General features: G+C 66.3%; 25 protein-coding genes and 1 pseudogene. 2 read left to right on the forward strand and 24 right to left on the reverse strand.

The genetic code is table 11. The features are described from left to right. Positions 1 to 2 precede the first annotated feature (2 nt). The 21 genes and pseudogenes from N5D30_RS11525 to N5D30_RS11620 all read right to left on the reverse strand — a co-directional run bounded on the left by N5D30_RS11525 (position 3) and on the right by N5D30_RS11620 (position 14161). Positions 3 to 284 (reverse strand): VirB3 family type IV secretion system protein, encoded by a 282-nt coding sequence (locus N5D30_RS11525; protein WP_039187889.1) that lies wholly within the window; start codon positions 282 to 284, stop codon positions 3 to 5. Beyond that, positions 284 to 616: a TrbC/VirB2 family protein gene (locus N5D30_RS11530; protein ID WP_037455233.1), complete on the reverse strand. Its 333-nt coding sequence runs from the start codon at positions 614 to 616 to the stop codon at positions 284 to 286. Before N5D30_RS11530 ends, N5D30_RS11525 begins: the two co-directional genes overlap by 1 nt. Further along, a complete protein-coding gene (gene trbB / locus N5D30_RS11535; protein ID WP_217872226.1) occupies positions 613 to 1548 on the reverse strand; it encodes a P-type conjugative transfer ATPase TrbB in 936 nt (311 codons plus the stop codon). Before trbB ends, N5D30_RS11530 begins: the two co-directional genes overlap by 4 nt. 217 nt (positions 1549 to 1765) lie before the next feature. Beyond that, positions 1766 to 2197, reverse strand: a complete 432-nt coding sequence (locus N5D30_RS11540; RefSeq protein WP_039187904.1) for a hypothetical protein — start codon at positions 2195 to 2197, stop codon at positions 1766 to 1768. 8 nt (positions 2198 to 2205) lie between these two features. Next, entirely contained in the window at positions 2206 to 4191 is a 1986-nt protein-coding gene (locus N5D30_RS11545; RefSeq protein ID WP_088217354.1) for a conjugal transfer protein TraG, read from the reverse strand. Positions 4192 to 4215: 24 nt separating this feature from the next. After that, on the reverse strand, positions 4216 to 5955 hold the full coding sequence (locus tag N5D30_RS11550) for a VirD2 family relaxase/mobilization nuclease (RefSeq protein ID WP_088217355.1): 1740 nt from the start codon (positions 5953 to 5955) through the stop codon (positions 4216 to 4218). Between the two features lie 244 nt (positions 5956 to 6199). Beyond that, a complete protein-coding gene (locus N5D30_RS11555; RefSeq protein WP_088217356.1) occupies positions 6200 to 6961 on the reverse strand; it encodes a lytic transglycosylase domain-containing protein in 762 nt (253 codons plus the stop codon). Positions 6962 to 6964: 3 nt separating this feature from the next. After that, positions 6965 to 7312, reverse strand: coding sequence for a DUF736 domain-containing protein (locus N5D30_RS11560; protein ID WP_088217357.1), 348 nt, complete (start codon positions 7310 to 7312; stop codon positions 6965 to 6967). A 46-nt stretch (positions 7313 to 7358) separates the two neighbouring features. Continuing rightward, positions 7359 to 7877 carry a S26 family signal peptidase gene (locus N5D30_RS11565; protein WP_254915506.1) on the reverse strand — a complete coding sequence of 173 codons (519 nt, stop codon included), beginning with the start codon at positions 7875 to 7877 and terminating at the stop codon, positions 7359 to 7361. Between the two features lie 23 nt (positions 7878 to 7900). Continuing rightward, positions 7901 to 8422, reverse strand: coding sequence for a DUF2840 domain-containing protein (locus N5D30_RS11570; protein ID WP_088217359.1), 522 nt, complete (start codon positions 8420 to 8422; stop codon positions 7901 to 7903). Continuing rightward, on the reverse strand, positions 8422 to 8673 hold the full coding sequence (locus N5D30_RS11575) for a hypothetical protein (protein ID WP_088217360.1): 252 nt from the start codon (positions 8671 to 8673) through the stop codon (positions 8422 to 8424). Before N5D30_RS11575 ends, N5D30_RS11570 begins: the two co-directional genes overlap by 1 nt. After that, positions 8670 to 9308, reverse strand: coding sequence for a ParA family partition ATPase (gene parA, locus N5D30_RS11580; RefSeq protein ID WP_088217361.1), 639 nt, complete (start codon positions 9306 to 9308; stop codon positions 8670 to 8672). The genes N5D30_RS11575 and parA overlap by 4 nt, the downstream gene beginning before the upstream one ends. A gap of 208 nt (positions 9309 to 9516) precedes the next feature. Beyond that, positions 9517 to 10404 (reverse strand): replication initiator protein A, encoded by an 888-nt coding sequence (locus tag N5D30_RS11585; RefSeq protein WP_088217362.1) that lies wholly within the window; start codon positions 10402 to 10404, stop codon positions 9517 to 9519. A gap of 11 nt (positions 10405 to 10415) precedes the next feature. Continuing rightward, positions 10416 to 10700: a helix-turn-helix domain-containing protein gene (locus tag N5D30_RS11590; protein WP_039187922.1), complete on the reverse strand. Its 285-nt coding sequence runs from the start codon at positions 10698 to 10700 to the stop codon at positions 10416 to 10418. A gap of 126 nt (positions 10701 to 10826) precedes the next feature. After that, a complete protein-coding gene (locus N5D30_RS11595) occupies positions 10827 to 11423 on the reverse strand; it encodes a DUF2285 domain-containing protein (protein WP_198650685.1) in 597 nt (198 codons plus the stop codon). 22 nt (positions 11424 to 11445) lie between these two features. Continuing rightward, positions 11446 to 11589: pseudogene (locus N5D30_RS26115) on the reverse strand (DUF6499 domain-containing protein); the annotation flags it as partial. 118 nt (positions 11590 to 11707) lie between these two features. Next, positions 11708 to 11971 (reverse strand): DUF2285 domain-containing protein, encoded by a 264-nt coding sequence (locus N5D30_RS11600; protein ID WP_088217363.1) that lies wholly within the window; start codon positions 11969 to 11971, stop codon positions 11708 to 11710. Between the two features lie 120 nt (positions 11972 to 12091). Continuing rightward, positions 12092 to 12334, reverse strand: coding sequence for a helix-turn-helix transcriptional regulator (locus N5D30_RS11605; protein WP_037520532.1), 243 nt, complete (start codon positions 12332 to 12334; stop codon positions 12092 to 12094). 185 nt (positions 12335 to 12519) lie between these two features. Further along, the gene (locus tag N5D30_RS11610) at positions 12520 to 12846 is read right to left on the reverse strand and encodes a DUF736 domain-containing protein (protein WP_094514272.1); all 327 of its coding nucleotides are present in this window, start codon (positions 12844 to 12846) and stop codon (positions 12520 to 12522) included. A gap of 562 nt (positions 12847 to 13408) precedes the next feature. Further along, positions 13409 to 13852, reverse strand: coding sequence for a hypothetical protein (locus N5D30_RS11615; RefSeq protein WP_088217365.1), 444 nt, complete (start codon positions 13850 to 13852; stop codon positions 13409 to 13411). Between the two features lie 141 nt (positions 13853 to 13993). Continuing rightward, positions 13994 to 14161 carry a hypothetical protein gene (locus tag N5D30_RS11620; protein ID WP_167387110.1) on the reverse strand — a complete coding sequence of 56 codons (168 nt, stop codon included), beginning with the start codon at positions 14159 to 14161 and terminating at the stop codon, positions 13994 to 13996. A 314-nt stretch (positions 14162 to 14475) separates the two neighbouring features. Between N5D30_RS11620 and N5D30_RS11625 the strand changes: the two genes are divergently transcribed. Both N5D30_RS11625 and N5D30_RS11630 read left to right on the forward strand, forming a co-directional pair. Then, a complete protein-coding gene (locus N5D30_RS11625) occupies positions 14476 to 14685 on the forward strand; it encodes a hypothetical protein (protein ID WP_088217367.1) in 210 nt (69 codons plus the stop codon). Between the two features lie 13 nt (positions 14686 to 14698). Beyond that, the gene (locus tag N5D30_RS11630) at positions 14699 to 14917 is read left to right on the forward strand and encodes a hypothetical protein (protein ID WP_088217368.1); all 219 of its coding nucleotides are present in this window, start codon (positions 14699 to 14701) and stop codon (positions 14915 to 14917) included. 24 nt (positions 14918 to 14941) lie between these two features. On the opposite strand, the gene N5D30_RS11635 is transcribed toward N5D30_RS11630, so the two are convergent. From N5D30_RS11635 to N5D30_RS11645, 3 genes are all read right to left on the reverse strand, one after another. Beyond that, positions 14942 to 15868 carry a DUF2493 domain-containing protein gene (locus tag N5D30_RS11635; protein ID WP_088217369.1) on the reverse strand — a complete coding sequence of 309 codons (927 nt, stop codon included), beginning with the start codon at positions 15866 to 15868 and terminating at the stop codon, positions 14942 to 14944. 317 nt (positions 15869 to 16185) lie between these two features. After that, on the reverse strand, positions 16186 to 17220 hold the full coding sequence (locus N5D30_RS11640; RefSeq protein ID WP_088217370.1) for a toprim domain-containing protein: 1035 nt from the start codon (positions 17218 to 17220) through the stop codon (positions 16186 to 16188). Continuing rightward, positions 17220 to 21545, reverse strand: a complete 4326-nt coding sequence (locus tag N5D30_RS11645) for a strawberry notch family protein (RefSeq protein ID WP_279909096.1) — start codon at positions 21543 to 21545, stop codon at positions 17220 to 17222. The genes N5D30_RS11640 and N5D30_RS11645 overlap by 1 nt, the downstream gene beginning before the upstream one ends. Positions 21546 to 21599: the final 54 nt, after the last annotated feature.

Raw genomic sequence — 21599 nt, forward strand, 5'->3', positions numbered from 1 at the left:
CCTCAGACCGACAGGTGGCCGGGGATGCGCAGATGCTTGCGCACGACGTCGACGAACTGCGGATCGCGCTTGGCGGCCCAGACCGCCGCGAAATGCCCGATGGCCCAAAGCCCCAGGCCGACCAGCCACAGGCGAAGGCCGAGGCCGAGCGCGGCGGCCAGCGTCCCGTTGAGGATGGCAAGCGAGCGCGGCGCGCCGCCGAGCAGGATGTGCTCGGTCAGCGCCCGGTGGACCGGGACGGAGAAGCCCGGCAGTTCGCCGCCATGATCCGCGCCATCGGCCATCAGACGAGCGCCCCACCGCCGAACGAGAAGAAGGACAGGAAGAAGCTGGACGCGGCGAAGGCGATCGACAGGCCGAAGACGATCTGGATCAGTTTGCGGGCGCCGCCCGACGTGTCGCCGAAGGCCAGCGTCAGGCCGGTGATGATGATGATCATCACCGCGATGATCTTGGCGACAGGCCCCTCGATCGATTCGAGGATCGACTGAAGTGGCGCCTCCCAAGGCATCGACGAACCCGACGCATGGGCGGCCGGCGCCAGGGCGAGTGTGAGGAAGGTGACCGACACCGCCGTGGCGATGTGGCGGCGGATGCGCAAAGCATGCTTGATCATGACGGTTCTCCTGTGAGCGGCGGGCTTGCGGGGGTGACGCGGTAGTCGCCGTCGGGGCCGAGGCCCTCGATGCGGGCGAGTTCGGCCAGGCGGCGGGACGCGCCGCGGCCAGAGAGGACGGCGACCAGATCGATCGTCTCGGCGATGAGCGCGCGCGGAACGGTGACGACCGCTTCCTGGATGAGCTGCTCCATGCGGCGCAGCGCGCCGATGGCGGTGCCGGCGTGGATGGTCCCGACGCCGCCGGGGTGGCCGGTGCCCCAGGCCTTTAGGAGGTCGAGCGCCTCGGAGCCGCGCACCTCCCCGATAGGAATGCGGTCGGGCCGCAGGCGGAGCGAGGAGCGGACGAGGTCAGAAAGCGATGCGACGCCGTCCTTCGTTCGCATGGCGACGAGGTTTGGAGCGGCGCATTGCAGCTCGCGCGTGTCCTCGATCAGGACGACGCGGTCGGACGTCTTGGAGACTTCGGCAAGGAGCGCGTTGGTGAGAGTGGTCTTGCCGGTCGAGGTCCCGCCGGCAACGAGGATGTTACGCCGATCGGCGACGGCCTGGCGCAGCGTTTCGGCCTGATCCGCCGCCATGATTCCGGCTGCCACGTAGTCGTCGAGCGTGAAGACAGCGACAGCGGGCTTGCGGATCGCGAATGCCGGCGCGGACACCACGGGCGGCAACAGGCCCTCGAACCGTTCCCCCGTCTCGGGTAGCTCGGCCGAGACGCGGGGGGCGCCAGGATGAACCTCGGCGCCGACATGGTGAGCGACGAGGCGGATGATCCGCTCGCCATCTGACGCCGTCAGCAACTCACCCGTATCGGAAAGCCCCTCGGACAGCCGGTCGACCCAGAGCCGCCCATCGGGATTGAGCATCACCTCGACGATCGCGGGGTCTTCCAGAAAGCGGGCGATGGCGGGGCCGAGCGCGGTGCGCAGCATGCGCGCGCCGCGTAGGATCGCTTCCGATTTCTGGTGATTTGCCGCCACGTCGTCCCCGTTCTCTTGCGGGACCGCGACATGCGGCCCTGGATCGGGGATGAGTAGAAGAGGCAGAAATCATGGCCTGACAACAACCATAATGTGGTCGTCGTACTGTGGCGTACAAAGACAGGGAAGCGGCGGAACGCAGCAATACTTGCGATGCGTCGATCAGTGATTATTCCGCGTCGTGCGCGGGAATGTCTTCCGCGATTTCCTGCCTGAGCTTCGGTCCCTGCGCGAGTCGTCGGCCAAGGGCGGTGACGAAAGCTTCGTAGCGCTCGGCGGCCTTCGCACGCGCCGCGATCTGCGCCGGCTCGGGCAGTGGCGGGTTGGACGTCAGCCAGAAGCGGATAAACACGGCGAGCGTCTCGACTGAAATGCCAAGGTCGCGCTCCATCCGCGCGATGCGACGATCGAGCTGGTCGAGCCGCTTGGTGGTGGCCGCCTCTTGCCGTTCCGCGGCATCAGGCGACAAGAAGGAGGCGATGCCTGCTTCTGCGACTAGCGACAGGGATAGGTCTCGCCGCGCGGCGTGCGCGGTGAGCGCCTTCATCACATCGGGATCGAGATAGACCGACAGCCGCTGTTTCTTGAGAGGTTTCGTCACGACCGCCCCTACAACTCGATGCCATCGCCCGGGTCGAGCGATGCCTGACGGGCGACCTGGCGCATGGTCTGGTTCATGCGGCTTAGGCGCGCGGCATCCTCATCGACGTCATCCCGAGGATCGATTTCGAACTCGTTCTCGATGACCGCCTTGCGCTCGACGGTCTTCGTTCGGCTGAGTTCTGGCTGGTGACGACGCTCCGACTCGGTCGGATCATCGTCCGATGCCTCCTGCGCAGCGATCGGTGCGTGGAGGTCGGGCGCCGCCGGCAGCGCCAGTGTGCTCCAGTCGTCGGCCTGACCTGTTCGCGGTTTCGTCAGGGTCGGCGGGGTCAGGATGCGCTCCTGAAGCCGCCGATCCTCGTAGTATCGTGCCTTCTTCGCCCGGATTGGGGAGATGCCGGCGACCATGACGATCTCATCCGAAGGGGGAAGCTGCATGATCTCGCCCGGCGTCAGTAGCTGCCGGGCCGTCTCAGAGCGTGAGACCATCAGATGCCCCAACCACGGCGACAGCCGGTGTCCGGCATAGTTCTTCATCGCCTTCATCTCGGTCGCGGTGCCGAGCGCGTCCGAAACGCGTTTGGCGGTTCGCTCGTCATTGGTCGCGAAGCTGACCCGGACATGGCAGTTGTCGAGGATCGAGTTGTTAGGCCCGTAGGCCTTCTCGATCTGGTTCAGCGACTGGGCGATGAGGAAGGCCTTCAGGCCGTAACCCGCCATGAACGCCAGTGCGCTCTCAAAGAAGTCCAGGCGCCCGAGGGCGGGAAACTCATCGAGCATGAGCAGCAGACGGTGTCGGTTGCCCTTCGCCTGCAAGTCCTCGGTCAACCGGCGCCCGACCTGGTTGAGGATCAGGCGGATCAAGGGTTTGGTGCGGTTGATGTCGGATGGCGGGACCACGAGGTAGAGCGTGGTCGGATGCTTGCCTTCGACCATATCGGCGATGCGCCAGTCGCAGCGGCGGGTGACCTCGGCCACGACGGGATCGCGATAAAGCCCGAGGAACGACATCGCAGTCGACAGCACGCCCGACCGCTCATTGTCGGATTTGTTGAGCAGCTCGCGGGCCGCGCTGGCGATCACCGGATGCGGGCCGGCCTCGCCGAGATGCGCGGTCTTCATCATCGCCGCGAGCGTCGACTCGATCGGGCGCTTCGGATCGGACAGGAAGGCGGCGACGCCGGCCAACGTCTTGTCGGGCTCTGCATAGAGGACGTGGAGGATGGCCCCGACCAAAAGTGCGTGCGACGTCTTCTCCCAGTGGTTCCGCTTTTCGAGCGAGCCTTCCGGGTCGACCAGGATGTCGGCGATGTTCTGCACGTCGCGCACTTCCCATTCGCCGCGCCGCACCTCGAGCAGCGGATTGTAGGCCGCCGACTTCGCATTCGTCGGATCGAACAGCAGCACGCGGCCGTGGCGGGCGCGGTAGCCGGCGGTCAGCGTCCAGTTCTCGCCTTTGATATCGTGGACGATCGCCGACCCCGGCCAGGTCAAGAGCGAGGGCACGACCAGACCCACGCCCTTGCCGGAACGCGTTGGCGCGAAGCACAGCACATGCTCGGGGCCGTCATGTCGGAGATAGTCGCGCTCGTGTTTGCCGAGCACGACGCCATCTGGACCGAGCAAGCCTGCGGCTTTCACCTCCTCCGGCCGCGCCCAGCGGGCCGAGCCATAGGTCTCGACGTTTTTCGCTTCGCGTGCCCGCCACACCGACATGCCGATCGCGACGGCGATGGAGATGAAGCCACCCGATGCGGCGATATAGGCGCCCTCGACGAAGATCGGCGGCGCATAGGCGTCGTAGAAATACCACCACCAGAAGAAGGCGGGCGGGTAGTAGATCGGCCAGCCCGCCAATTCGAACCAGGGCAGTCCGAGCTGAGGCTGGAAGCCGAGACGATAGGCCGTCCATTGTGTCGCGCCCCAGGTCGTCATCAACACGATCAGGAAGACGGTGAGGATCTGACCCCAGAGGATTTTAGTCGCCGACATGGGCGTACTCCTTTCTTGGTTGGGCTACATGCCGAGGCCTCGATTGCGGCCGAAGCTCCAGTCGACGCCGCCGCCGCCGCGCGAGACGCCGGAGACGTGCTGGCCGAGTTGACGTTCGAGGGAGGGCGACCAGGGCACGAGCTGGAAGCCGAGGCCGTCGTCGATCATGGCGAAGCGGCCGGAGGCGAGCGCGAAGCGCTGCCGATAGGTGCCCGCGACATACTCGCCCGTTCCGGCCTTCAAGAATGACCGGCCGGTCTCGGCCGCGAGCTTCTCCCCGAGCGCTTCGACCTCGCGCTGGCGCAAGGTTTCGATCAGCCCCGGAGAGAAGCTGACGCCGCGCGTTTGCCGCTCGGCGAGCCCCTGGGCGATGAGATGGTCGGCGCGTCGGTCCATCGCCTGGCGAACCTCCGCGCCGAAGCCGCCACCGCCGAGCGCTGCCGGCTCGCGGGCGATCGCCTGCCGGTCGAGCCAGGTGGCGCCGGTTGCATGAACTTGCCGCTCAATATCGAGATCGGACCGTACCGCGAGCGCGACACGCCGGCGGCCCTGCGCGTCGTCGAACTTGCGCAGTTCGACGATCGAACCAGGCGCACTGTCCCCGGCGGCATCGAGATCGGCGAGCTTGATATGGTGGGTGCGCCCGTCGGTGCCGTCGACCACGGCGTAGGCTGTACCCTTCAACTCATCGTCGAGACCGCGGTCGACCAGCCGTCCGATGACCGGATCGTCAATGCTCTCGCCGGCGAGCACATAGCTCGTCGTGCCGCGCTCGATGCCGCGTTCGGTCAGTCCGCGGTGGATGCGCTTGATGATGTCGCCGCGCTCGCCAAGCGCGCGCAGCGTCTTTTCGGCATCGTCCGATACGACCCACTGGCTGAGACCGACCTGATCGGCGAGGCCGAGTGTCTCCAGCTTGCGCAGCCGACCGACCTTCAGCGCGTGGAATTCGTCTGGCTGCTGATCGGGATGTGGGGCGAGGTCGGCGACGCCCGTGCGATAGCTGTCGCGGGCGATCTGGCGATCGAGATCGGTCCAGCGTTCCGCCTCGACCTGACGCCCGAGGTTGCGCCGGATCTCCTGCTCGGTGCGCGGCCCAAGCTCCTGGGTGACGAGATCCTGCGCGCGGGCGCGCATGCCTTCCTTGATGTAGTCGCGCGAGATCACGAGGTCTTGGCCGTCGTCGGTCCGACCCCGCAGGATGATATGGACGTGCGGATTGTCGGTGTTCCAGTGATCGACGCCCACCCAGTCCAGCTTTGTGCCGAGGTCCTTCTCCATCTGGTCCATCAGCTCGCGCGCGAAGCCCTTGAGGTCGCTGATCTCGGTCGCGTCCTCGGGTGAGACGATGAACCGGAAGTGATGCCGGTCGTCCTGGGTGCGCTTGGCGAAGGCCCTCGGATCGGCGTCCTCGGTTTCGGGACCGAACAGGTGCGCCTTCTCCCCATCCCGGGTGACGCCCTCGCGGCGGAGATAGCTGAGGTGGGCGGAGAGCGGCGCGGCCTGCGCGCTATGACGGACGACGCGCGTCTTGATGACGGTGTTCCGCGATCGGCCCGAGAGCAGCCGATTGGCCTGCACGGTCGCGCGCAGTCCGCGTCCGAACCGCGAGCGATTGCCCTTGCTGATCTGGCCGGAGCGCGAGACGCGTCCACCGGCCCGCTGAGCGGCGGCGAGCGCCTGGGCAATGAAGGGCCGCGCCTGCTGCGCACGGGTCGAGCGGATGCGGCCAGGCCGGATGCGGAAATCGTCCTCGCCGCTCATGGTCGAGGCCCCGCACATCGCGCAAACGCGCGGAAAGCCTTGGCGAAATGGCAAATGCGCAGGCTGCGCCGATGAGGCGCACCTCGCGCAAATGCGCCACAAGTCCCTGAAAACACACCACCGCACCAAGCCGCACCTCGCCGGCTTTTATCTCGCCATCGTGCGGTTGTGCTGTCGGCTCCTCCTCTCCGGACCGCCATTTGCCCGCCAGACCGCGCCACAATGCGAACCGGTGCGAAAGCGGTCATCGCGGGCCACCAGGGACATTGCGCGCGACGAAAAGGCCATCGGTGCGCGAAGCCACCGGGCCTTGATCGCGCTCCGGGGCAACCGCTGCGGGGGCGTCCGGAGCGCCCGCAGACTGCACCGGCGCGGCAGGTTCGCTGCCGGCCGACTGCGGGGCAAAGAGCGGCGCCCGGGTCCAAGCCAGGGGATCGGCGGCCGCCACCGTGACGGGGCCGGCGAGTTCACCGCCGCCGAGAACGGGGGCGAGCGCCGCGACGTAGGCGCGGGTTTCAGCCGGCAATGGGCGGCCTGCGAGATACTCTTCGTAGCGGCCCGGGCCGGCGTTGTAGGCCGCCAGAAAGCCGGGCGAACCGTAGCGGCCGTGCATCTCGCGCAGATACGCAGCGCCCGCCAGAATGTTGTCGCGCGGATCGTAGGGATCGCCGCCGAGCCGATGCCGGACGCGGAGTTCGGCCCAGGTGGCCGGCATGATCTGCATCAGTCCAATGGCGCCGGCCGACGAGATGGCGCGCACATCGCCTGCGCTTTCGACGCGCATGACGGCGCGTATCCACGCTTCTGGAACGCCGAACCGCTGCGCCGCCTCCGCGATGTAAGCGCCATAGGGATCGCTGCGTGAGGGCCGCTCCACCTGCGCTTGCTGAGCGTAGGCAGTGCTTGCGGCCGGCGCGGCGAGGATTAGGCCGGAAAGGAGAAGGAGGGCTGTACGTCGGAGGGCGATCCTCCCTCCGACGGCAGGCTGATGGCGCGCGACGGTCATCGATCAATCCCGCTCGCCGCGCTTCGGCGGGCGATTCCAATGCAGGCTCCAGGCGGACTTGTCGTCGGCCGATTGGAACAGATTGGCGCGGATCGGGTGGTCGAAGGTCGGATCGTCGAGTTGCAGCGAGACGTATTCGCCGGCCTTCTCGCCGGTGCGCTTCCAGCCCGCGCCGATCTCCGCGCCAGTCTCGTTGCTCATGGTGTCGAGCACATGGACGCGGTAGTCCGGCGCGTTCTCGGCATCGGACGGCTCGGCCGCGACGATGATGATGTCCTGATGCAATGACAGCGTCGTCAGGTCGCCGATGAAGCCATCATTCTCGCGCACGAATTGACCGATCACGGGCATGGGTCGTCTCCTTCAGATTGCGGTGAACAGGGTCATGGGCGCGCCGTCACCGCGTCGGCGCACGCCAAACGAAGCGGCCATCGCCGTCCTCGTCGGTGTAGAGAGGGGTTGCCCGGCCGATCACGGCGGTGGCCGGAAGCGGGCCGAAATAGCGTCCGTCCAGGCTGTCTCGGACCTGCCAATTCATCAGGAACAGCTCGCCGTTCGCGACCAACTGGCAGCCGCGCCAGATCGGGAGCAGACGGCCGCGACGATCGCGATCGAGGGCGTCTCCCATCGGCACGCCGTCGACGGTGATGACGAGCCCGGTCCGACAGACCCGCTGTCCCGGGAGCGCGGCGACACGCTTCAGGAGCGGTACGCCGCGCGGCAGGTAGCCGCCATCGGACAGGAAGGTTGCGAGCGGCTCGGGCGCGTCGACGGCCACCAGATCGGTCACTTCGAGGTTGCCCACTTCGCCGATCGTGTAGAAGCCGACCGGCGTGCTGGCGGACGCGTTCCAGATCAGGCGCGGCGCGAAGGAAGCGATCGAGGCGACGCCGAGAAGCGACACGGACGCGGCCATGACGACGCCATAGGAGAGCCGGGTCATGCGCCGATCTCCCGACGCAGGAGAAAGGCGCGATGCTGCCGAAAGCCATAAGCGCGCGGCGTTTCGCCGATGGTCATCCGGTTATGGACGTGGTGCCAATGATCGGGCGAAACCTCGATCGGATCGATGCCGCGCGCCTCGATGGCGTTGATGAGCTGGAGCACGCGCTCAACCTTCGGCCAGCCATCGACATGCAGCAGGACCTCTGCGCCGGGCGTGACCGTCGGAACGGTCTGGCACGCTGCGCCGCGTTCAACCGTGCGCAGGATGTCGAGCCGCGAGAGAACGGTGCCGTGCTCGTTCGCCGCCCAGCGCACGAGCGCGAGGACGCTGCCGGGAGGGAAGAAGAGGATGCGACGGCGACGATCGAGGATCTGCTCGCGCCGTTCGCGGCCGAAGCGGATCCAGTGCTCGGTCTGCTTCTCGATCCAGATGAGTTCGACCTGGGTGAACGCCTCGGGCGGCGGCTCGGCGGTAGCGCCAAGGACGCGCATTGGCGCGGCGACAAGGCCGGTCATCATCCTTCTCCTGAGGGGGGTGGGAATTCGCGTTCGAACAGCGCGCGCAGCATGTCGGCGACGGTCTGGCCGCGCTGGAAGGCAGCGATCTTGATGCGGCCCCGCATGTCGGTGGTGACGTCAATCGTCAGCCGCGCAGAGAAATCCTCAGCGGGCTGGGTGCGGGTTGCGTGGCGATCGGGCACCTTGATCCAGTCTTCGGGATCGGCCGGACGCGCCGCAAAGCTGCGCTTCGGGGACCGCGCGCTCATGCGCCAATCCTCGCGACTTCCGCCGCGAGCGCCTCGATCTCGCGCGCGCCGGGGCAATCCTCGTCCTGCTCGGCGGCGAGCCGGCCGGTCTGCACAACGTCAGCAAAGACGATGCGCTGTCCGATCGTGGTCGAGAGCAAGGGCGGGTCGTGATCCGCCAGCGTCTCGGCGGTCTCGCGCGCCAGGACCGTGCGGGCGGCGCACCGGTTCAGCACGAAGCGAGCGGCGAGCTGCGGGCGATAGATGCGCGCCTCGCCGAGCAGGCTGAGCATCTCGGCCGAGGCCCAGCCATCGAGCGGTGACGGCTGCACCGGGATCAGAACGAGATCGGCGGCGAGAAGCGCCGAGCGCATCAGGCCGGCGACGCGCGGCGGGCCATCGATGACGACATGGTCGGCGTCGCGCGCCAGCTCCGGCGCTTCACGGTGGAGCGTGTCGCGCGCCAGGCCGACAACACCGAACAGCCGCTCCAGCCCCTCGCGACTGCGCTGCTGGGACCAGTCGAGTGCCGAGCCTTGCGGGTCGGCGTCAATCAGCGTGACGCGCTGTCCACGGCGAGCCCATTCGCCAGCGAGGTGAAGGGCGAGCGTCGTCTTGCCGACGCCGCCTTTTTGGTTGAGCAGCGCGACGATCATGACGGTCTCCCGGCGATCGGGCACTCGTCCACAGCGGCCGAAAAAGGCGGTCGCGTTAGAAAGATTCCGTAGGAATCTAGGTTAGATAAGTTACGGGGCTCGCAAGCTGCTGATTTGGCGCGAGGAATCGACGATTCCGGTCCCCGATAGCACGAGTGTCCGGTCCCCGATGGCACGATAGTGCCGGTCCCTGATAGCACGAGACGATTCACAGCTTATCCCCAGGGTGAGGTTTGGTCCGGCGACGACGTCGCGGGATGCCGAGGGCATCCGGATCGGTCGGCACGAAGGAGAGAATTTCCGGCCCGCCGACGCATTGCTCTATGGTCAGGCGGTAGCCTGGAAGCGGCTGTCGTTTGACGATGTCACGCAGGTCGTAGGCGAAGTGCTTGAGCGGCGAGAGGCTGCCGGACTTCGAATGGAGATGTGGAAAGTCGAAGCTCCAGCCGAACTCCTGCTTGCCGCCGTGCTTGCGCACGAGGCGGTAAAGCCAGCGTTCGAGCCCGCCGGTCAGACCGAAATAGTTGCGGTCGATTGTCAGCACGAGCGCGTCGTCCAGCACGGCGCCGTAGAACCAGTCAGGCAAGATCAGTTCGAGCCCGAGCGGGCGGCCTCGGTGATCGGCGCGTTCCTTCCACTCGTTGATCCAGGAGAAGCGGTGCATTCGCCGCTCGGTCGGCTGGCGGATCGAGGTCGCCACCGTGGTCGACTGAAGCCGGTCGAGCGCGGCCTTCAGGCGGTCGTAGTCGCGCAGCGACACGCCGCGGCCGATGAACTGCAGAATCTCGTATGGCGTGGTCGCCATCAGACGCGACGGCCGCAGGCCGAGGTCGCGCGCCTCGACGATCTGTGAGGCGGCCCAGATCAGGACGTCGGCGTCCCAGATCGTGGCCATACCGTGCTCGGCGACCGCTTCGACGCGGATCTTTACAGAGCCTGCCTTGAAATCGATCGGCGCCAGGCGCTTCGACTTGGCGAGCGAGAAGAACGGATAGGCCATGAGGTCCTGCGCATCGCGGGGCGCAAGATCGCCGGGCAGCGCCCGGAACAGATCGAGCTGCGCACGCTCATCGCGATGTTGGTGGCGGGACGACATGGCGCGCCGTCTCAGCGAGGAAAGCGCCCGCCGGCCGTGGCGGGAGATTTCGGCTGACGCTTGGCGGGCAGAACGGTGCCTGCGCGTGGATCGGAGGTGGAGGTTACGAGACCCCGGTCCGCCCAGGCTTGGAGGTCTTCCACCGCATAGACGACGCGACCGCCGAGCTTGCGATAGGTTGGGCCGGTTCCGTAGGTACGGTGCTTTTCGAGCGTGCGCTCGGAAAGGCCGAGGAACCGCGCGGCTTCCTGTGTTCTGAGATAGCGCTGCGGAATACTGGCGGCTGTTTCGGCCATGATCGCACCTCCGTGGTCTCACTGATGGCCGCTGCGAACGAGCGGCGGGTTGCGAGCACGGTGGCGGGAGGACGGCGCTTCCGACAGGAACGGAATTAGGAAGTTATTTTCGACACCGAGGATGTGTCATCGCGAGCGACGTGGAAGCCGAAGGATTCTGCGGTAGCCACCACCGACGAACGCCAAGCCGTCCCGGGCAAGGCGGACTGTCGTCTCGCGGACGGGGTTCTCGACCCAGGTTTCCGAGTCGCTTTTAAGATTTGGGAAGAGCTGCGCGGCGATCTGGCGGTAGGTCGCTCCTGCGACCCGGGCATCGACGACGCGTAGCATCAAGCGAGCGCGCCGCTGGCGCTGCGGTGTGACTCGGGGGTCGGCGGGCGCACGCCGGTTCTTGATGGCGGCCCAGAAGCGCGCCAAAGCGGTGAGGCGGTCCGGCAGCAGATCATCGATAATGAGAAGCGCGGCGAGCGCCTGGCGGCTAGACAATGCGGTCAGAGCGACGTCAAAGCTTTCGCGTCGCATCTCAAGCCGGACGAGCGCCTCGTCATACTGAAGGATTACATGGGCATGAACATCTTCAGCGGTGAACGGGGGGCCATCGGTCTCTGGGCCTGTCGTCAGGATGATCGCAGCCGGATCGACTTGCGGGGTCCAGAAGATCGGCTGGATTAGCGCCGAGTGGCTTGGGTCGGCGACGAAATCGCAACCCCCATTGGGCGGCAAACTCGCGCGCGGCGCTCTCGCTCAAACGCCCGACGGCTATCAGCTCCCGATAGGATTTTCTGTAGTCTGGGTTGCGCCGCAGAAACTCCCAGGCCAGATCGCCGGGCGTTAGCGCATCGATGTAATCGTAAGCGGCCTCAGACCGCCAGCTTTCGTCCTCGGACATCCTCCACCGCCTCCGCGCAATAAGACGCAACGCGAGTTATGCATGGGGTACGATTCCAAGTTGAATGAGGCTTGGGAATAACGAAGGTGGATCAAGGTGATGCGCGTTCCGCATCACCTCAGTGCGCGCGCGAGCCAAGGAACTCGCAGTAGCCGCCCTGCGTCATCCATCTGGCGCGTTCAAGATGTGCGTCGTAGACCTGCCGAGCGCGGGGCTCGTCCCAATCGGCCTCAAGGTCGAAGAGGACTTTAGCCACTTCTCGCCAATCCGCCCCTTGCGCCTCGGCATCGAGCAGACGGGCATAGAGCTTCAGATGCGCCCGATCGTAGGCCGTCAGCGCCGCGCCGCCCGGTGGCTGGTCGAGAAAATCCGACTTGGTCACAACATCCCCCGAAGACGCGGTTTATCCATTCTGGGAAACATTATTAGCCCTGATTTGATCGCAATGATGAAGCGGGCAACACCTGCGCGAAGTCGTGGCGTTGCCGCGACAATCGGAAAATCAGGCGTCCTTCTTGGCATCGACCAACAGCACTCCCTTGCCCTGGTCGGAGTTCAGGAAGACGATGCCGGCGCGTTCGAAAGCTCGTCTCACCTCATCGCGAGTCGTCTCGTACACCTCCAGCCCGCTATGGGATTCGAGGCGCTTGAGAGCGGTCAATGAGACCCGGGCCTTGTCCGCGAGCGTCTCCTGTGTCCAACCCAGCAACGCGCGTGCGGCCCGAAATTGTCGGGCGGTGATCATGCATGATCACCTCCCACACGGTCCTACGCGCACGCCAAAACTACGACTATAATAGTCGTTCTGGCCTCGGAGTTCCAGCGATTTCGCCTTCGGCGAGCGGATTGCCGGTGTCGAAGCCGCTGACTGATTCGGTCGTTCGAGAATGCGAGGGCCCCGGCCTTCCGGCCGGGGCCTTGCGCCGGCCCTCAGTCGCTGCGCCGCCCGTTGGGACGGGACCAGATCAGCGAGAAGGTGTCCGCGTCCTCGTCGTCGAAGAGGTTGGCGTAGATGGGGCTGTTGAACGAAGGGTCGTCCAGCTTGAGGCCCAGGTAGTCGCGGCCCTCGTTGGAGCGCTTGGACCAGGCGGCCCCGATCTCGGCGCGGCCGACCAGAACCCGGTGGCTCGGCGCGTTTTCGCCAGTGGCGCGGGTGTCGGGGACGATACGCACGCCCTTGGCCTGGACGCTGAGGGTGACGATTTCGCCGGTGAACTCGTTCGAACCGGTCTTCTTGAAGGTGCCGATGGTCGCCATTGTAAGTCTCCGTCTTTCCGTATTCGAGCCCGCACCATTGCGGCCTCGATGGCGATCGGTTGGCCGGAGGCGATCGACGGCGCACCCCGAAGGGGCTGGACAGCTAAGGAGGACTTTGTTGTCCCGCGAGGAATGGCGGCGTAGCCGGCAGGGGAAGAAAGTCTGACGCGGCTGTTGCGTCATAGGCGATCGAGGCGCAGCCGGCCTTCGGCCAGATCAGGCCATTGAAGAGGCCGTTTGGAGCGGTTGAGACACGGGCCAGGAAACGGAGAAGATGGCGGCCACCCTGCATCGGCATACCGGCGCCGATACGGGACCTTCTGGCGATTGCTCCCTCGTACAGGCTAGTCGTGCTGCCTCCTCGTTGTCGCCGCTATTGGAGGGTCGTGACGAGCGGTCGCACGTTGCCCGCGCAGATGCAGCCGCCTCGAAGCGCGCCAGCGGGGGTCGTGCCCAAGGTCTAGCGTCGAGTCTTGCTCCACGCTCCAGCCACACCCGCCTCAGACGACGGAGGCGTTCGCGCCAACGCGATTTTGGTCCGTCGCATTGGCGCTGGATCAAGTCAGGCCCGCGCTAAGCCCTGACCGGAAGGGCCCGGAGCCGTCGCCATCCCTGCGACCCGCACGAGGGCGGTGATGCCGACCGCGATGGCGCCGATGACGGAGAAGGTCATCTGCCATGCCTCGGATGGCATGAGATGCTTGACGATGCCGTGCGTGGCATGGAATCCGGCGATCGCTGCCGGGGCAACGAAGGCGATGGCGACGATCAGCTTCAGCCATACGGGCCGCACGAACATCATCACGAGCTGGCCGACCGCTAGGGTGGCGGCCGCGGCGACCAGGCCGATGAGAATTGCGCCAGGCACACCGGCGCCAGTGCCGTAAGCCCAGGCGCCAACGGTTGCGCCGACGAAGGCCGGCAGTGCGAAGACGGCTAGAGTGAATAACAGCCAGCATAGCGCGCCGATGGCGGCGAGCGAGGCGAGGATTGCAAGAATGATCATGGTGGTAGCCTCCGTGACGATAGGTCTGACGGTCGCGCCTGCCACCACCACCACGGCGCGCTCGGATAATAGCGGAAAAGGGCCTTGCCCGGGAGCGGAAACCGCAAGCGACTTCCGCCCGGCGCAGTCCGATGAGCCTGATCAGGGCGCGAACGGGTCGATTTCATGGACGATCTCCGAGGCGTCGCCGTCGTACTCACTGGCGGTTGTCACCGAGAGGGTGCCGTCGCCGGCCTGGAAAATGACGATGGCGGCCATCAGGGTGGTGGCGAGGCTGAAGGCGAAGGCGTGAGCGTCGTTGAGGGACATTTGCTGGGCTCCTGCTGGAGCGGAGGACCATCCCCCGCCGACAGGCGCCCGAAGTGTTCGGCCGTGGACTGCAATCACCGCGCAGGCGCAGCCGCAGCGGCGGCATGCTCGCATAGCCGACCCTTTACGGGTTGATGGCGACAAGTCCGCGGGTGGACCAAGGATCAGCGCTTAAAGGCGGGGGTGGTTCTTCGCGTCAGGAGATCCACAATCCTGGCCTCGACGCTTGCTCTGCTTTGCTCGTGCCATGTGCCGCTGGACGAGGATCTAGGCTATGCTGTGGGCCGCAAGCTTGGAGTCGCGAAGGACCGGCAATGGCGGAGTTCACAGGTAGAGATCTGCATCTCGTGAAGAAGGCCCTCGCGATCGCCGCGTTGGCCATCGAACGTCAGCCGGGTCCCTTTCAGTCTTCCTCCGACCGGACGGATATGAAGACGCTGCTCGACGCGTTGATCGAGAATGATACTGAGCTAGCGCACTATGCGCGGTCCGCCCGGATAGCCGTGATTGGCGAGCCAGACTGAGACGAGGCGGAGAATGACCGAGACACTCCCTTTCGAGAAGAAGCACAGGGACGGCAGCTTGTGGGTCGTCGGCCAAACGCTCGAGGGTCAGCCCACTGGATATTGGGAATGGTTTCGCCGTGACGGCTCAAAATTGCGGTCCGGCTATTTCGAGAATGGTGAGCAGGTCGGCGACTGGACCACCTACGATAGCGCTGGGCGCGTCTACAAATTCACGAAGATGAAGCGGTAGCCGGGGTTGCAAAGGTGGCGGCGCTCACGCGCCGCCATGCTTCCAGACCGGGATGCCGAGCTTCTTGGCCTTGTCGGCGAGGTTGTCCTGAATGCCACTGCCGGGAAAGTGCATGACCCCGATCGGCAGGACGTCGAGGATCTGATCGTTGCGCTTGAACGGAGCGGCCTTGGCATGTTTCGTCCAGTCGGGAGCAAATCCGACCTGCGGCACCTTGCGGTGATCGGCCCAACGTGAAGCGATCTTTTCGGCACCCTTCGGTGACTTGCCGTGGATCAGCACCATGTCGGGGTGCTTGGCGTGGACCTGATCGAGCTTGGCCCAGATCAGCGTGTGATCGTTGAAGTCGAGCCCACCGGTGATGGCGATCTTCGGTCCGGCCGGCAGCAGCACCTCGGTATCGGCCCGCCTCTTGGCGGCGAGGAAGTCGCGGCTGTCGATCATTGCCGAGGTGAGGTTGCGATGGCTCACCATCGATCCGCTGCGGGGACGCCAGGCTGAGCCGGTGTGCCGTTCGTAGTGCTCGGCCGCTTGGTCGCGCATCAGTTCGAAGGCGTTGCGTCGCTCGATCATCGTCTGGCCTTCGGCCGTGAGGCGTTCCAGCTCGACGGCTTTCACCTCAGAGCCATCCTGTTCGCGTTGACCGCGGCGCTGCGCCTGCTCATTGTCGTCCAGCTCGCGCTCGATCCGGTCGGTCGCGCGGTGGAAGACGTTGACCGTCGACCAGAGGAGATCGTCGAGGTCGGGCTCGAGGCGGGTGTCTTCCAGGGTTGCGATCAGGGCGTCGAAGATATCGGCGATGGCGCCGGCGACGTGGTTTCCTTCGGGCAGCGGCCTTCCGTCGGGTTCGTCCGCGAAGGGACGGTAGCCATAAAGTTGAAGCTCGTGGAGGACGTGGTCGGTGGGGGATGATGCGTGATGCGGCTCGTAGCTGTCGTCCTGCTCGCTCATCGGGATGCTCCTTCGTCGGTGTGACCGCGACCCTCGCGGCCTTCTGGCGACGAAAGCCGGCAGGCGGGCCGGACCTGCACCCGGAGCGAAGCGAGAGGGCCGCAGCACAGCGGAGGACGCCGAAGGCCGGCTATTTTGTTTCGCGATGGAAAGGCCCGACGGGCCGCCGGAAAATAGTCGGGCGCCGACGTTGTCGGTCCGGGCCGTTTGCCGGCCGATCGCCCTCTCGAAGGCCGGGTTGCGGCTCTCCCTGACACCTGGGAGCATCCGAGCGAGTGCCAAGCGAGGGCGTTGCGGTCACCAGCATACCCTTCCGGCTATGCCGCCATTGCCATGAAGCGTGCGACGTCCTGGGGAGCGATTTGTACCCGCGTCGTTGCCCGCAGGCTTTCCAGTCCAGCCCTTCGGAGGTCCTCGTTGAAGTCGCCCAGCCTCGGAGACACGACGATCGCCTCGATGCCGGCCGCGTTCGCCCGTTCGACGAGACTGTCGCGCGCACCGTCACCGGCCGGATCGTCGTCGCGCAGGATGTAGAGCCGCCGCAGCGTGTCCGGGAACAAGATGGCGGCGAGATGGGCTGCTGAGAGCGCCGCCAGCATCGGCATGTCGGACAAGACTTGCCTGACCGACAGGACGGTCTCGATGCCTTCGCCGGCCGCCATGACTTCGCCGCCCGTTCCGAAGCGGACCGCGTTGCCGAGAAGATCGCCCATCGCCCGCCTCGGCGTGTCGAGCGGCGCCTTGTCGCGGCGTCGCGGGTCGAGCCAGGTCCGATGCGCCCCGGTGATCCTGTCGCGGAGATCGGTGACGGCGGCGATCATGGCGGGCCAGGTCTCGGTCGGAGAATGCTCGTCGGGTCGATAGTAGCAGCGCGGGTGGAAGCGCAGATTTCCGGTTCCGCGTAAATCAGTAATGCCGCGTTCCCGTAGATACGACTGTACGAGCGTGCCCGTAATCGGCTGCGACATGCCGAACAGGCGGCGGGCCGCCTCGGGCGACCCGTGTGGTGCGGGTGCCTGACGCGGATGTGCTGGCGCTGGTTCGGGCTGCGGCATGCTGAGGAAGGTCCGTGCCTCGTCCGCGACGTCCTTGAAGTCGATGAGGCCGCAGCTATCCCGGATCACGTCGAGGAGATCGCCATGCTCGCCGGTCGCGGCATCGGTCCATTTGCCGGCCGGACCCTTGGGCGAGTCCTTGAGCCGCACATACATCGATCGGCCGGGCGTGTTGCGCACGTCGCCAACCAGCCAGTAGCGGCCCTCGCGCCGCCCGCTGGAGAGGTAGTGTCGGCACACCGCCTCGGCCTGCCGGCGGAGACGTTGCGCAAGATCGGAAGCATCGTGACGAGACATCACGCGGCCTCCCGCTCGGAGATGCGCGCCACCGGATAGGTGTCGAGCAGCTTGGTGAGGATGCTTACGCCATTGGTGTCGGCTGGCACGAAAAAGTGCAGCTTCCAGGAGATGATCTCGCTGAACAGGCCATAGGCTCGCAGTCGCTCGCGCATCGCCTCGGTGAAGCCGGTCAGCTCCAGGCGATAGGCGCTCATGACACGGGCGCGGCGAAGCTGGAGGCCTTCGGCCAAGTCGAGGATCGTGCGGCCTTCCATCAGCGCGGCGAAGGCGTGTTCCGGTGTCAGCGTGCTCGCCCCCTGCGAGGCAGCGTTGGCGGCCCAGGCCGGCGACACGCGGCGGCCAATGATGCGCTCGCCCGCGTCGGTCTGGAGTCGATACACCCGCGTCGACTCGTCCGGCAGGCGCTTCCAGATCGGCAGCAGCAAGCCCGCGACGATGTGGATCGTGCTGTCGGAGAATTCCGGGATGTCGGCAAGCTCGGCGTCCCATGCGGCGGCGAAGCGGTCGCGTTCGGCTTCCTCCCAATGGCTCTCTTCCATCATGCGCAGCGGCGCATAGTGCTGCTCCATCGGCCGGATCAGACACACGCGGCGTTCGATCTCGCCGTCATCGAGCATCATCGACGGGGCCGGCATCTGCACCGCGGCGCGACCGGAGCGACCATTGACGAGCAGCTGCGCACGCGGATCGGCGCGATGATCGAGCGCATCGAGCAGCGTGATCGGTCGATTGCGCTCCCGGCGCGTGATGGTCAGCAGCCGAGTCTCCGCGCCGGTGCCGGGATGCACATGGATCACCTTACTGTCGGTGACCACGAAGCTCTCGGCCTGCAGCGTCTCAAGCCCGACGTCATAGTGGCCGCTGCGGATCGCGCCCTCGATCTTCGCCATCAGGAGTTGCTCAAAGGCGGTGAACAGGACGCCCTGCAACTCGATGGTGAGCGCCAGCAGCCGGTTGAGGAAAGTGGTGATCGGCGGCAGCTCGTCCTTAATGCCGTTGTCGTCCATCAGCTTGAGGCCGGTGGCGGTTTCGAAGCGATCGAGCGAGCATCCCTCGACCTTGCCGCGCACGAGCAGCAGGAAAAGCTGGCGCAGCGCATCGCGCGCGTAGTGGGATTCGAGATTGTCCTCGGGTCGGAACAGGCCCTGGCCGCCGGTCTGGCGCTGGCCGCGCGTAATGGCGCCGAGCGTGTCGAGCCGTCGCGCGATGGTCGAGAGGAAGCGCTTCTCGGCCTTCACGTCGGTGGCGATCGGCCGGAAGAGCGGTGGCTGCGCCTGGTTGGTGCGGTTGGTGCGGCCGAGCCCCTGGATCGCCGCGTCGGCCTTCCAGCCCGGCTCCAGGAGATAGTGGATGCGCAGGCGCTGGTTGCGGACAGCGAGATCCGCATGATAGCTGCGGCCAGTGCCGCCGGCGTCGGAGAAGACGAGGACGCGCTTGTCATCGTCCATGAATGAGGCTGCTTCGGCGAGATTGGCCGATCCCGCCCGGTTCTCGACAGCAAGCCGCTCGCCCTTGCGCACGACGCGGCGCGACCGGCCCGTCACTTCGGCGACGATGTCCGTGCCGAAGCGCTGGACGATCTGGTCGAGCGCGCCCGGGACCGGCGGCAGCGATGCGAGCCGTTCGATCAGCTCGTCGCGGCGGGCGACGGCCTCGCGGCTTTCGACGGGTTGGCCGTCGCGATAGACCGGCCGCGACGACAGATTGCCCTCGCTGTCCGAGAACGGTTCATAAAGCTGCACCGGGAAGGAATGGGCGAGGTAGTCCAGAACGTATTCGCGCGGCGTGATGTCGACGCGGACGTCGTGCCATTCCTCGGTCGGTATTTCAGCCAGGCGACGCTCCATCAGGGCTTCGCCGGTCGAAACGATCTGGATGACGGCGGAATGGCCAGCCGCCAGGTCCTGCTCGATCGAGCGGACCAGCGTCGGCGTCTTCATGCTGGTCAGGAGATGCCCGAAAAAGCGCTGCTTGGCGCTCTCGAAGGCCGAGCGCGCGGCAGACTTCGCCTGTCGGTTCAGCGTGCCGCTGTCGCCGGTGATGTTGGCGGCCTGCATCGCCGCGTCGAGATGATTATGGATGATGGCGAAGGCGCCGGCATAGGTGTCATAGATGCGGGTCTGTTCGGGGGTGAGCTGGTGCTCGACCAGTTCGTATTCGACGCCGTCATAGGAGAGCGATCGCGCTGTGTAGAGGCCGAGCGCGCGCAGGTCGCGGGCGAGCACCTCCATGGCGGCGACGCCGCCATTGTCGACGGCCTCGACGAATTCGGCACGGTTGGCGAAGGGGAAATCCTCGCCGCCCCACAGGCCGAGCCGCTGGGCATAGGTGAGGTTATGAACCGTGGTGGCGCCGGTCGCAGAAACATAGACGATGCGGGCGTTCGGGAGCATGTGCTGGAGCCGGAGCCCCGCACGGCCTTGCTGCGAGGGTGCGACATCGCCCCGTTCTCCTTTGCCGCCGCCGGCATTCTGCATTGCATGGGACTCGTCGAAAATGATCACTCCGTCGAAATCGGAGCCCAACCATTCGACGATCTGCTTGACGCGCGAAAGCTTCTCTCCACGGTCGTCGGACCGTAGCGTGGCGTAGGTGGTGAATAGGACGCCCTCGGGGAGCCGGATCGCCGTGCCCTGCGGGTAGCGCGAGAGCGGCGTGACCAGCAGCCGCTCCATGCCGAGCGCCGACCAGTCGCGTTGTGCGTCCTCGAGCAGCTTGTCGGATTTGGAGATCCAGACGGCCTTGCGGCGCCCCTGCAGCCAGTTGTCGAGGATGATGCCGGCCGACTGGCGACCCTTGCCGGCGCCTGTGCCGTCGCCGAGCATGAAGCCTCGGCGAAAACGGACCGCGTTCGGGGCATCGTCCGGCGCGGCGGTGACGAGATCGCCGGTCTCGTCGACGGTCCAGGCCCCTGCGAGATATTCGCCATGAGCCTCGCCGGCATAGATCACCGTCTCGAGCTGGGCGTCCGAGAGGACGCCGTCGGCGACGATCGCTCCCGGCAGGGTCGGGCGATAGCTCGGCTTCGGCGGCGCGACCGAGGCCATGGCTGCGGACTGCACCAGCTTGGTCGGGTGCGGCTGCGCGCCGTCGATGCGGATCGACTGGAGGACGTAGGCCTCATAGATCGAGTCCGATAGGCGGCCGCTCTCCGGCGGCGTCCAATCGATGGTCTCATAGGCGAGCGGCACGCCTTCGATCTGGGTGATCCGGCGGTCGGGCTGGGCCGTCGCCGCGCGAGCGAGATAACCTCGCACCGTTCGCGGCGTGGCGGCCGACATCGCGTTTGGACGCGCGATCGTGACCGGCAGGCGCGCTGGGAGCTGCGCATCGATCCAGGCGAGCAGCGTCGCGACGTCGGGCGCGATCCCGGCGGAGTCCGGCAAATGCTCGGCATCCTCGGCCGGCGCCTTGTCGATGACGGTCAGGCGGGTGTCGATGGTCGTGCCGTGCTTGGCATAGACCGAGCCGGCGATCGCGGCGGTGAACACGACGCGGCCGCGCGCCTGCAGACGGACGAAGGCGTCCCGCCAGGCTGGAAGCTCCGGCGAGAAGTTCGCGCCAGTGATGGCGACCAAGCGCCCGCCGTCGGCCAGACGGGCCAGTGCCGAGGCGATATGCCGATAGGCGGCGTCGGCGACGCGCCCGGTGACGTTCGCCATAACCGAGAATGGCGGGTTCATGATGACGACGCTCGGCATAGCGGTCGGATCGAGATGGTCGTCGATCTGGGCGGCGTCGAAGCGCGTGACGGGCACGGCCGGGAAGAGAGAAGTGAGAAGATCGGCGCGGGTATCGGCCAGCTCGTTGAGGATGAGCGATGCGCCCGCAGTTTCGGCAAGGACGCCAAGCAGGCCGGTGCCGGCGGACGGCTCCAGCACGCGGTCGGTCGGGGTCAACGTTGCCGCTGTCAACGCGGCAAGGCCGAGCGGGACCGGCGTGGAGAACTGCTGGAAGGCCTGCGTCTCTTCGGATCGACGCGTGTGCGTCGGCAGCAGACCAATGATCTTGGTCAGCGCCGTGAGCCGTGAAGCCGGCGATGCGGCTTTGCGGAAAAGCGGCTTTCCGTATTTGCGCAGGAACAGGACGGTCGCGACCTCGCAAGCGTCATAGGCGGCTTTCCAGTCCCACGCGCCGGCTGTGTCGGACGCGCCGAAGGCGTCCTCCATCGCGCTGCGCAGCATGGCGGCATCGACGGTGCGGCCCTGTTCGAGGTGGGAGAGGATGCGTTCGGCGGCGGCGAGGATGGAGGCGGCCGGCGGCGTGGAGGAGCCAAGCGGAAGCGATGCCGCCTCGGCGGCGGGGATCGGAGCATGGAGCATCGGAGAACCTCGGAGAGCGGGACAAGGGCGAGCCGGCCCGGCGCTCTCTCTCGA

It is taken from the genome of Pseudomonas sp. GD03875 (genome assembly GCF_029840585.1).
In the GTDB taxonomy this organism is placed as follows: Bacteria; Pseudomonadota; Gammaproteobacteria; order Pseudomonadales; family Pseudomonadaceae; genus Aquipseudomonas; species Aquipseudomonas paralcaligenes.

Coding starts and splice junctions, on each gene's coding strand:
- N5D30_RS11525 (WP_039187889.1), bottom strand. CDS start 284: ATGGCCGATGGCGCGGATCATGGCGGCGAACTGCCGGGCTTCTCCGTC.
- N5D30_RS11530 (WP_037455233.1), bottom strand. CDS start 616: ATGATCAAGCATGCTTTGCGCATCCGCCGCCACATCGCCACGGCGGTG.
- trbB (WP_217872226.1), bottom strand. CDS start 1,548: ATGCTGCGCACCGCGCTCGGCCCCGCCATCGCCCGCTTTCTGGAAGAC.
- N5D30_RS11545 (WP_088217354.1), bottom strand. CDS start 4,191: ATGTCGGCGACTAAAATCCTCTGGGGTCAGATCCTCACCGTCTTCCTG.
- N5D30_RS11550 (WP_088217355.1), bottom strand. CDS start 5,955: ATGAGCGGCGAGGACGATTTCCGCATCCGGCCTGGCCGCATCCGCTCG.
- N5D30_RS11555 (WP_088217356.1), bottom strand. CDS start 6,961: ATGACCGTCGCGCGCCATCAGCCTGCCGTCGGAGGGAGGATCGCCCTC.
- N5D30_RS11560 (WP_088217357.1), bottom strand. CDS start 7,312: ATGCCCGTGATCGGTCAATTCGTGCGCGAGAATGATGGCTTCATCGGC.
- N5D30_RS11565 (WP_254915506.1), bottom strand. CDS start 7,877: ATGGCCGCGTCCGTGTCGCTTCTCGGCGTCGCCTCGATCGCTTCCTTC.
- N5D30_RS11570 (WP_088217359.1), bottom strand. CDS start 8,422: ATGACCGGCCTTGTCGCCGCGCCAATGCGCGTCCTTGGCGCTACCGCC.
- N5D30_RS11575 (WP_088217360.1), bottom strand. CDS start 8,673: ATGAGCGCGCGGTCCCCGAAGCGCAGCTTTGCGGCGCGTCCGGCCGAT.
- parA (WP_088217361.1), bottom strand. CDS start 9,308: ATGATCGTCGCGCTGCTCAACCAAAAAGGCGGCGTCGGCAAGACGACG.
- N5D30_RS11585 (WP_088217362.1), bottom strand. CDS start 10,404: ATGTCGTCCCGCCACCAACATCGCGATGAGCGTGCGCAGCTCGATCTG.
- N5D30_RS11590 (WP_039187922.1), bottom strand. CDS start 10,700: ATGGCCGAAACAGCCGCCAGTATTCCGCAGCGCTATCTCAGAACACAG.
- N5D30_RS11605 (WP_037520532.1), bottom strand. CDS start 12,334: ATGATCACCGCCCGACAATTTCGGGCCGCACGCGCGTTGCTGGGTTGG.
- N5D30_RS11610 (WP_094514272.1), bottom strand. CDS start 12,846: ATGGCGACCATCGGCACCTTCAAGAAGACCGGTTCGAACGAGTTCACC.
- N5D30_RS11615 (WP_088217365.1), bottom strand. CDS start 13,852: ATGATCATTCTTGCAATCCTCGCCTCGCTCGCCGCCATCGGCGCGCTA.
- N5D30_RS11620 (WP_167387110.1), bottom strand. CDS start 14,161: ATGTCCCTCAACGACGCTCACGCCTTCGCCTTCAGCCTCGCCACCACC.
- N5D30_RS11625 (WP_088217367.1), top strand. CDS start 14,476: ATGGCGGAGTTCACAGGTAGAGATCTGCATCTCGTGAAGAAGGCCCTC.
- N5D30_RS11630 (WP_088217368.1), top strand. CDS start 14,699: ATGACCGAGACACTCCCTTTCGAGAAGAAGCACAGGGACGGCAGCTTG.
- N5D30_RS11635 (WP_088217369.1), bottom strand. CDS start 15,868: ATGAGCGAGCAGGACGACAGCTACGAGCCGCATCACGCATCATCCCCC.
- N5D30_RS11640 (WP_088217370.1), bottom strand. CDS start 17,220: ATGTCTCGTCACGATGCTTCCGATCTTGCGCAACGTCTCCGCCGGCAG.
- N5D30_RS11645 (WP_279909096.1), bottom strand. CDS start 21,545: ATGCTCCATGCTCCGATCCCCGCCGCCGAGGCGGCATCGCTTCCGCTT.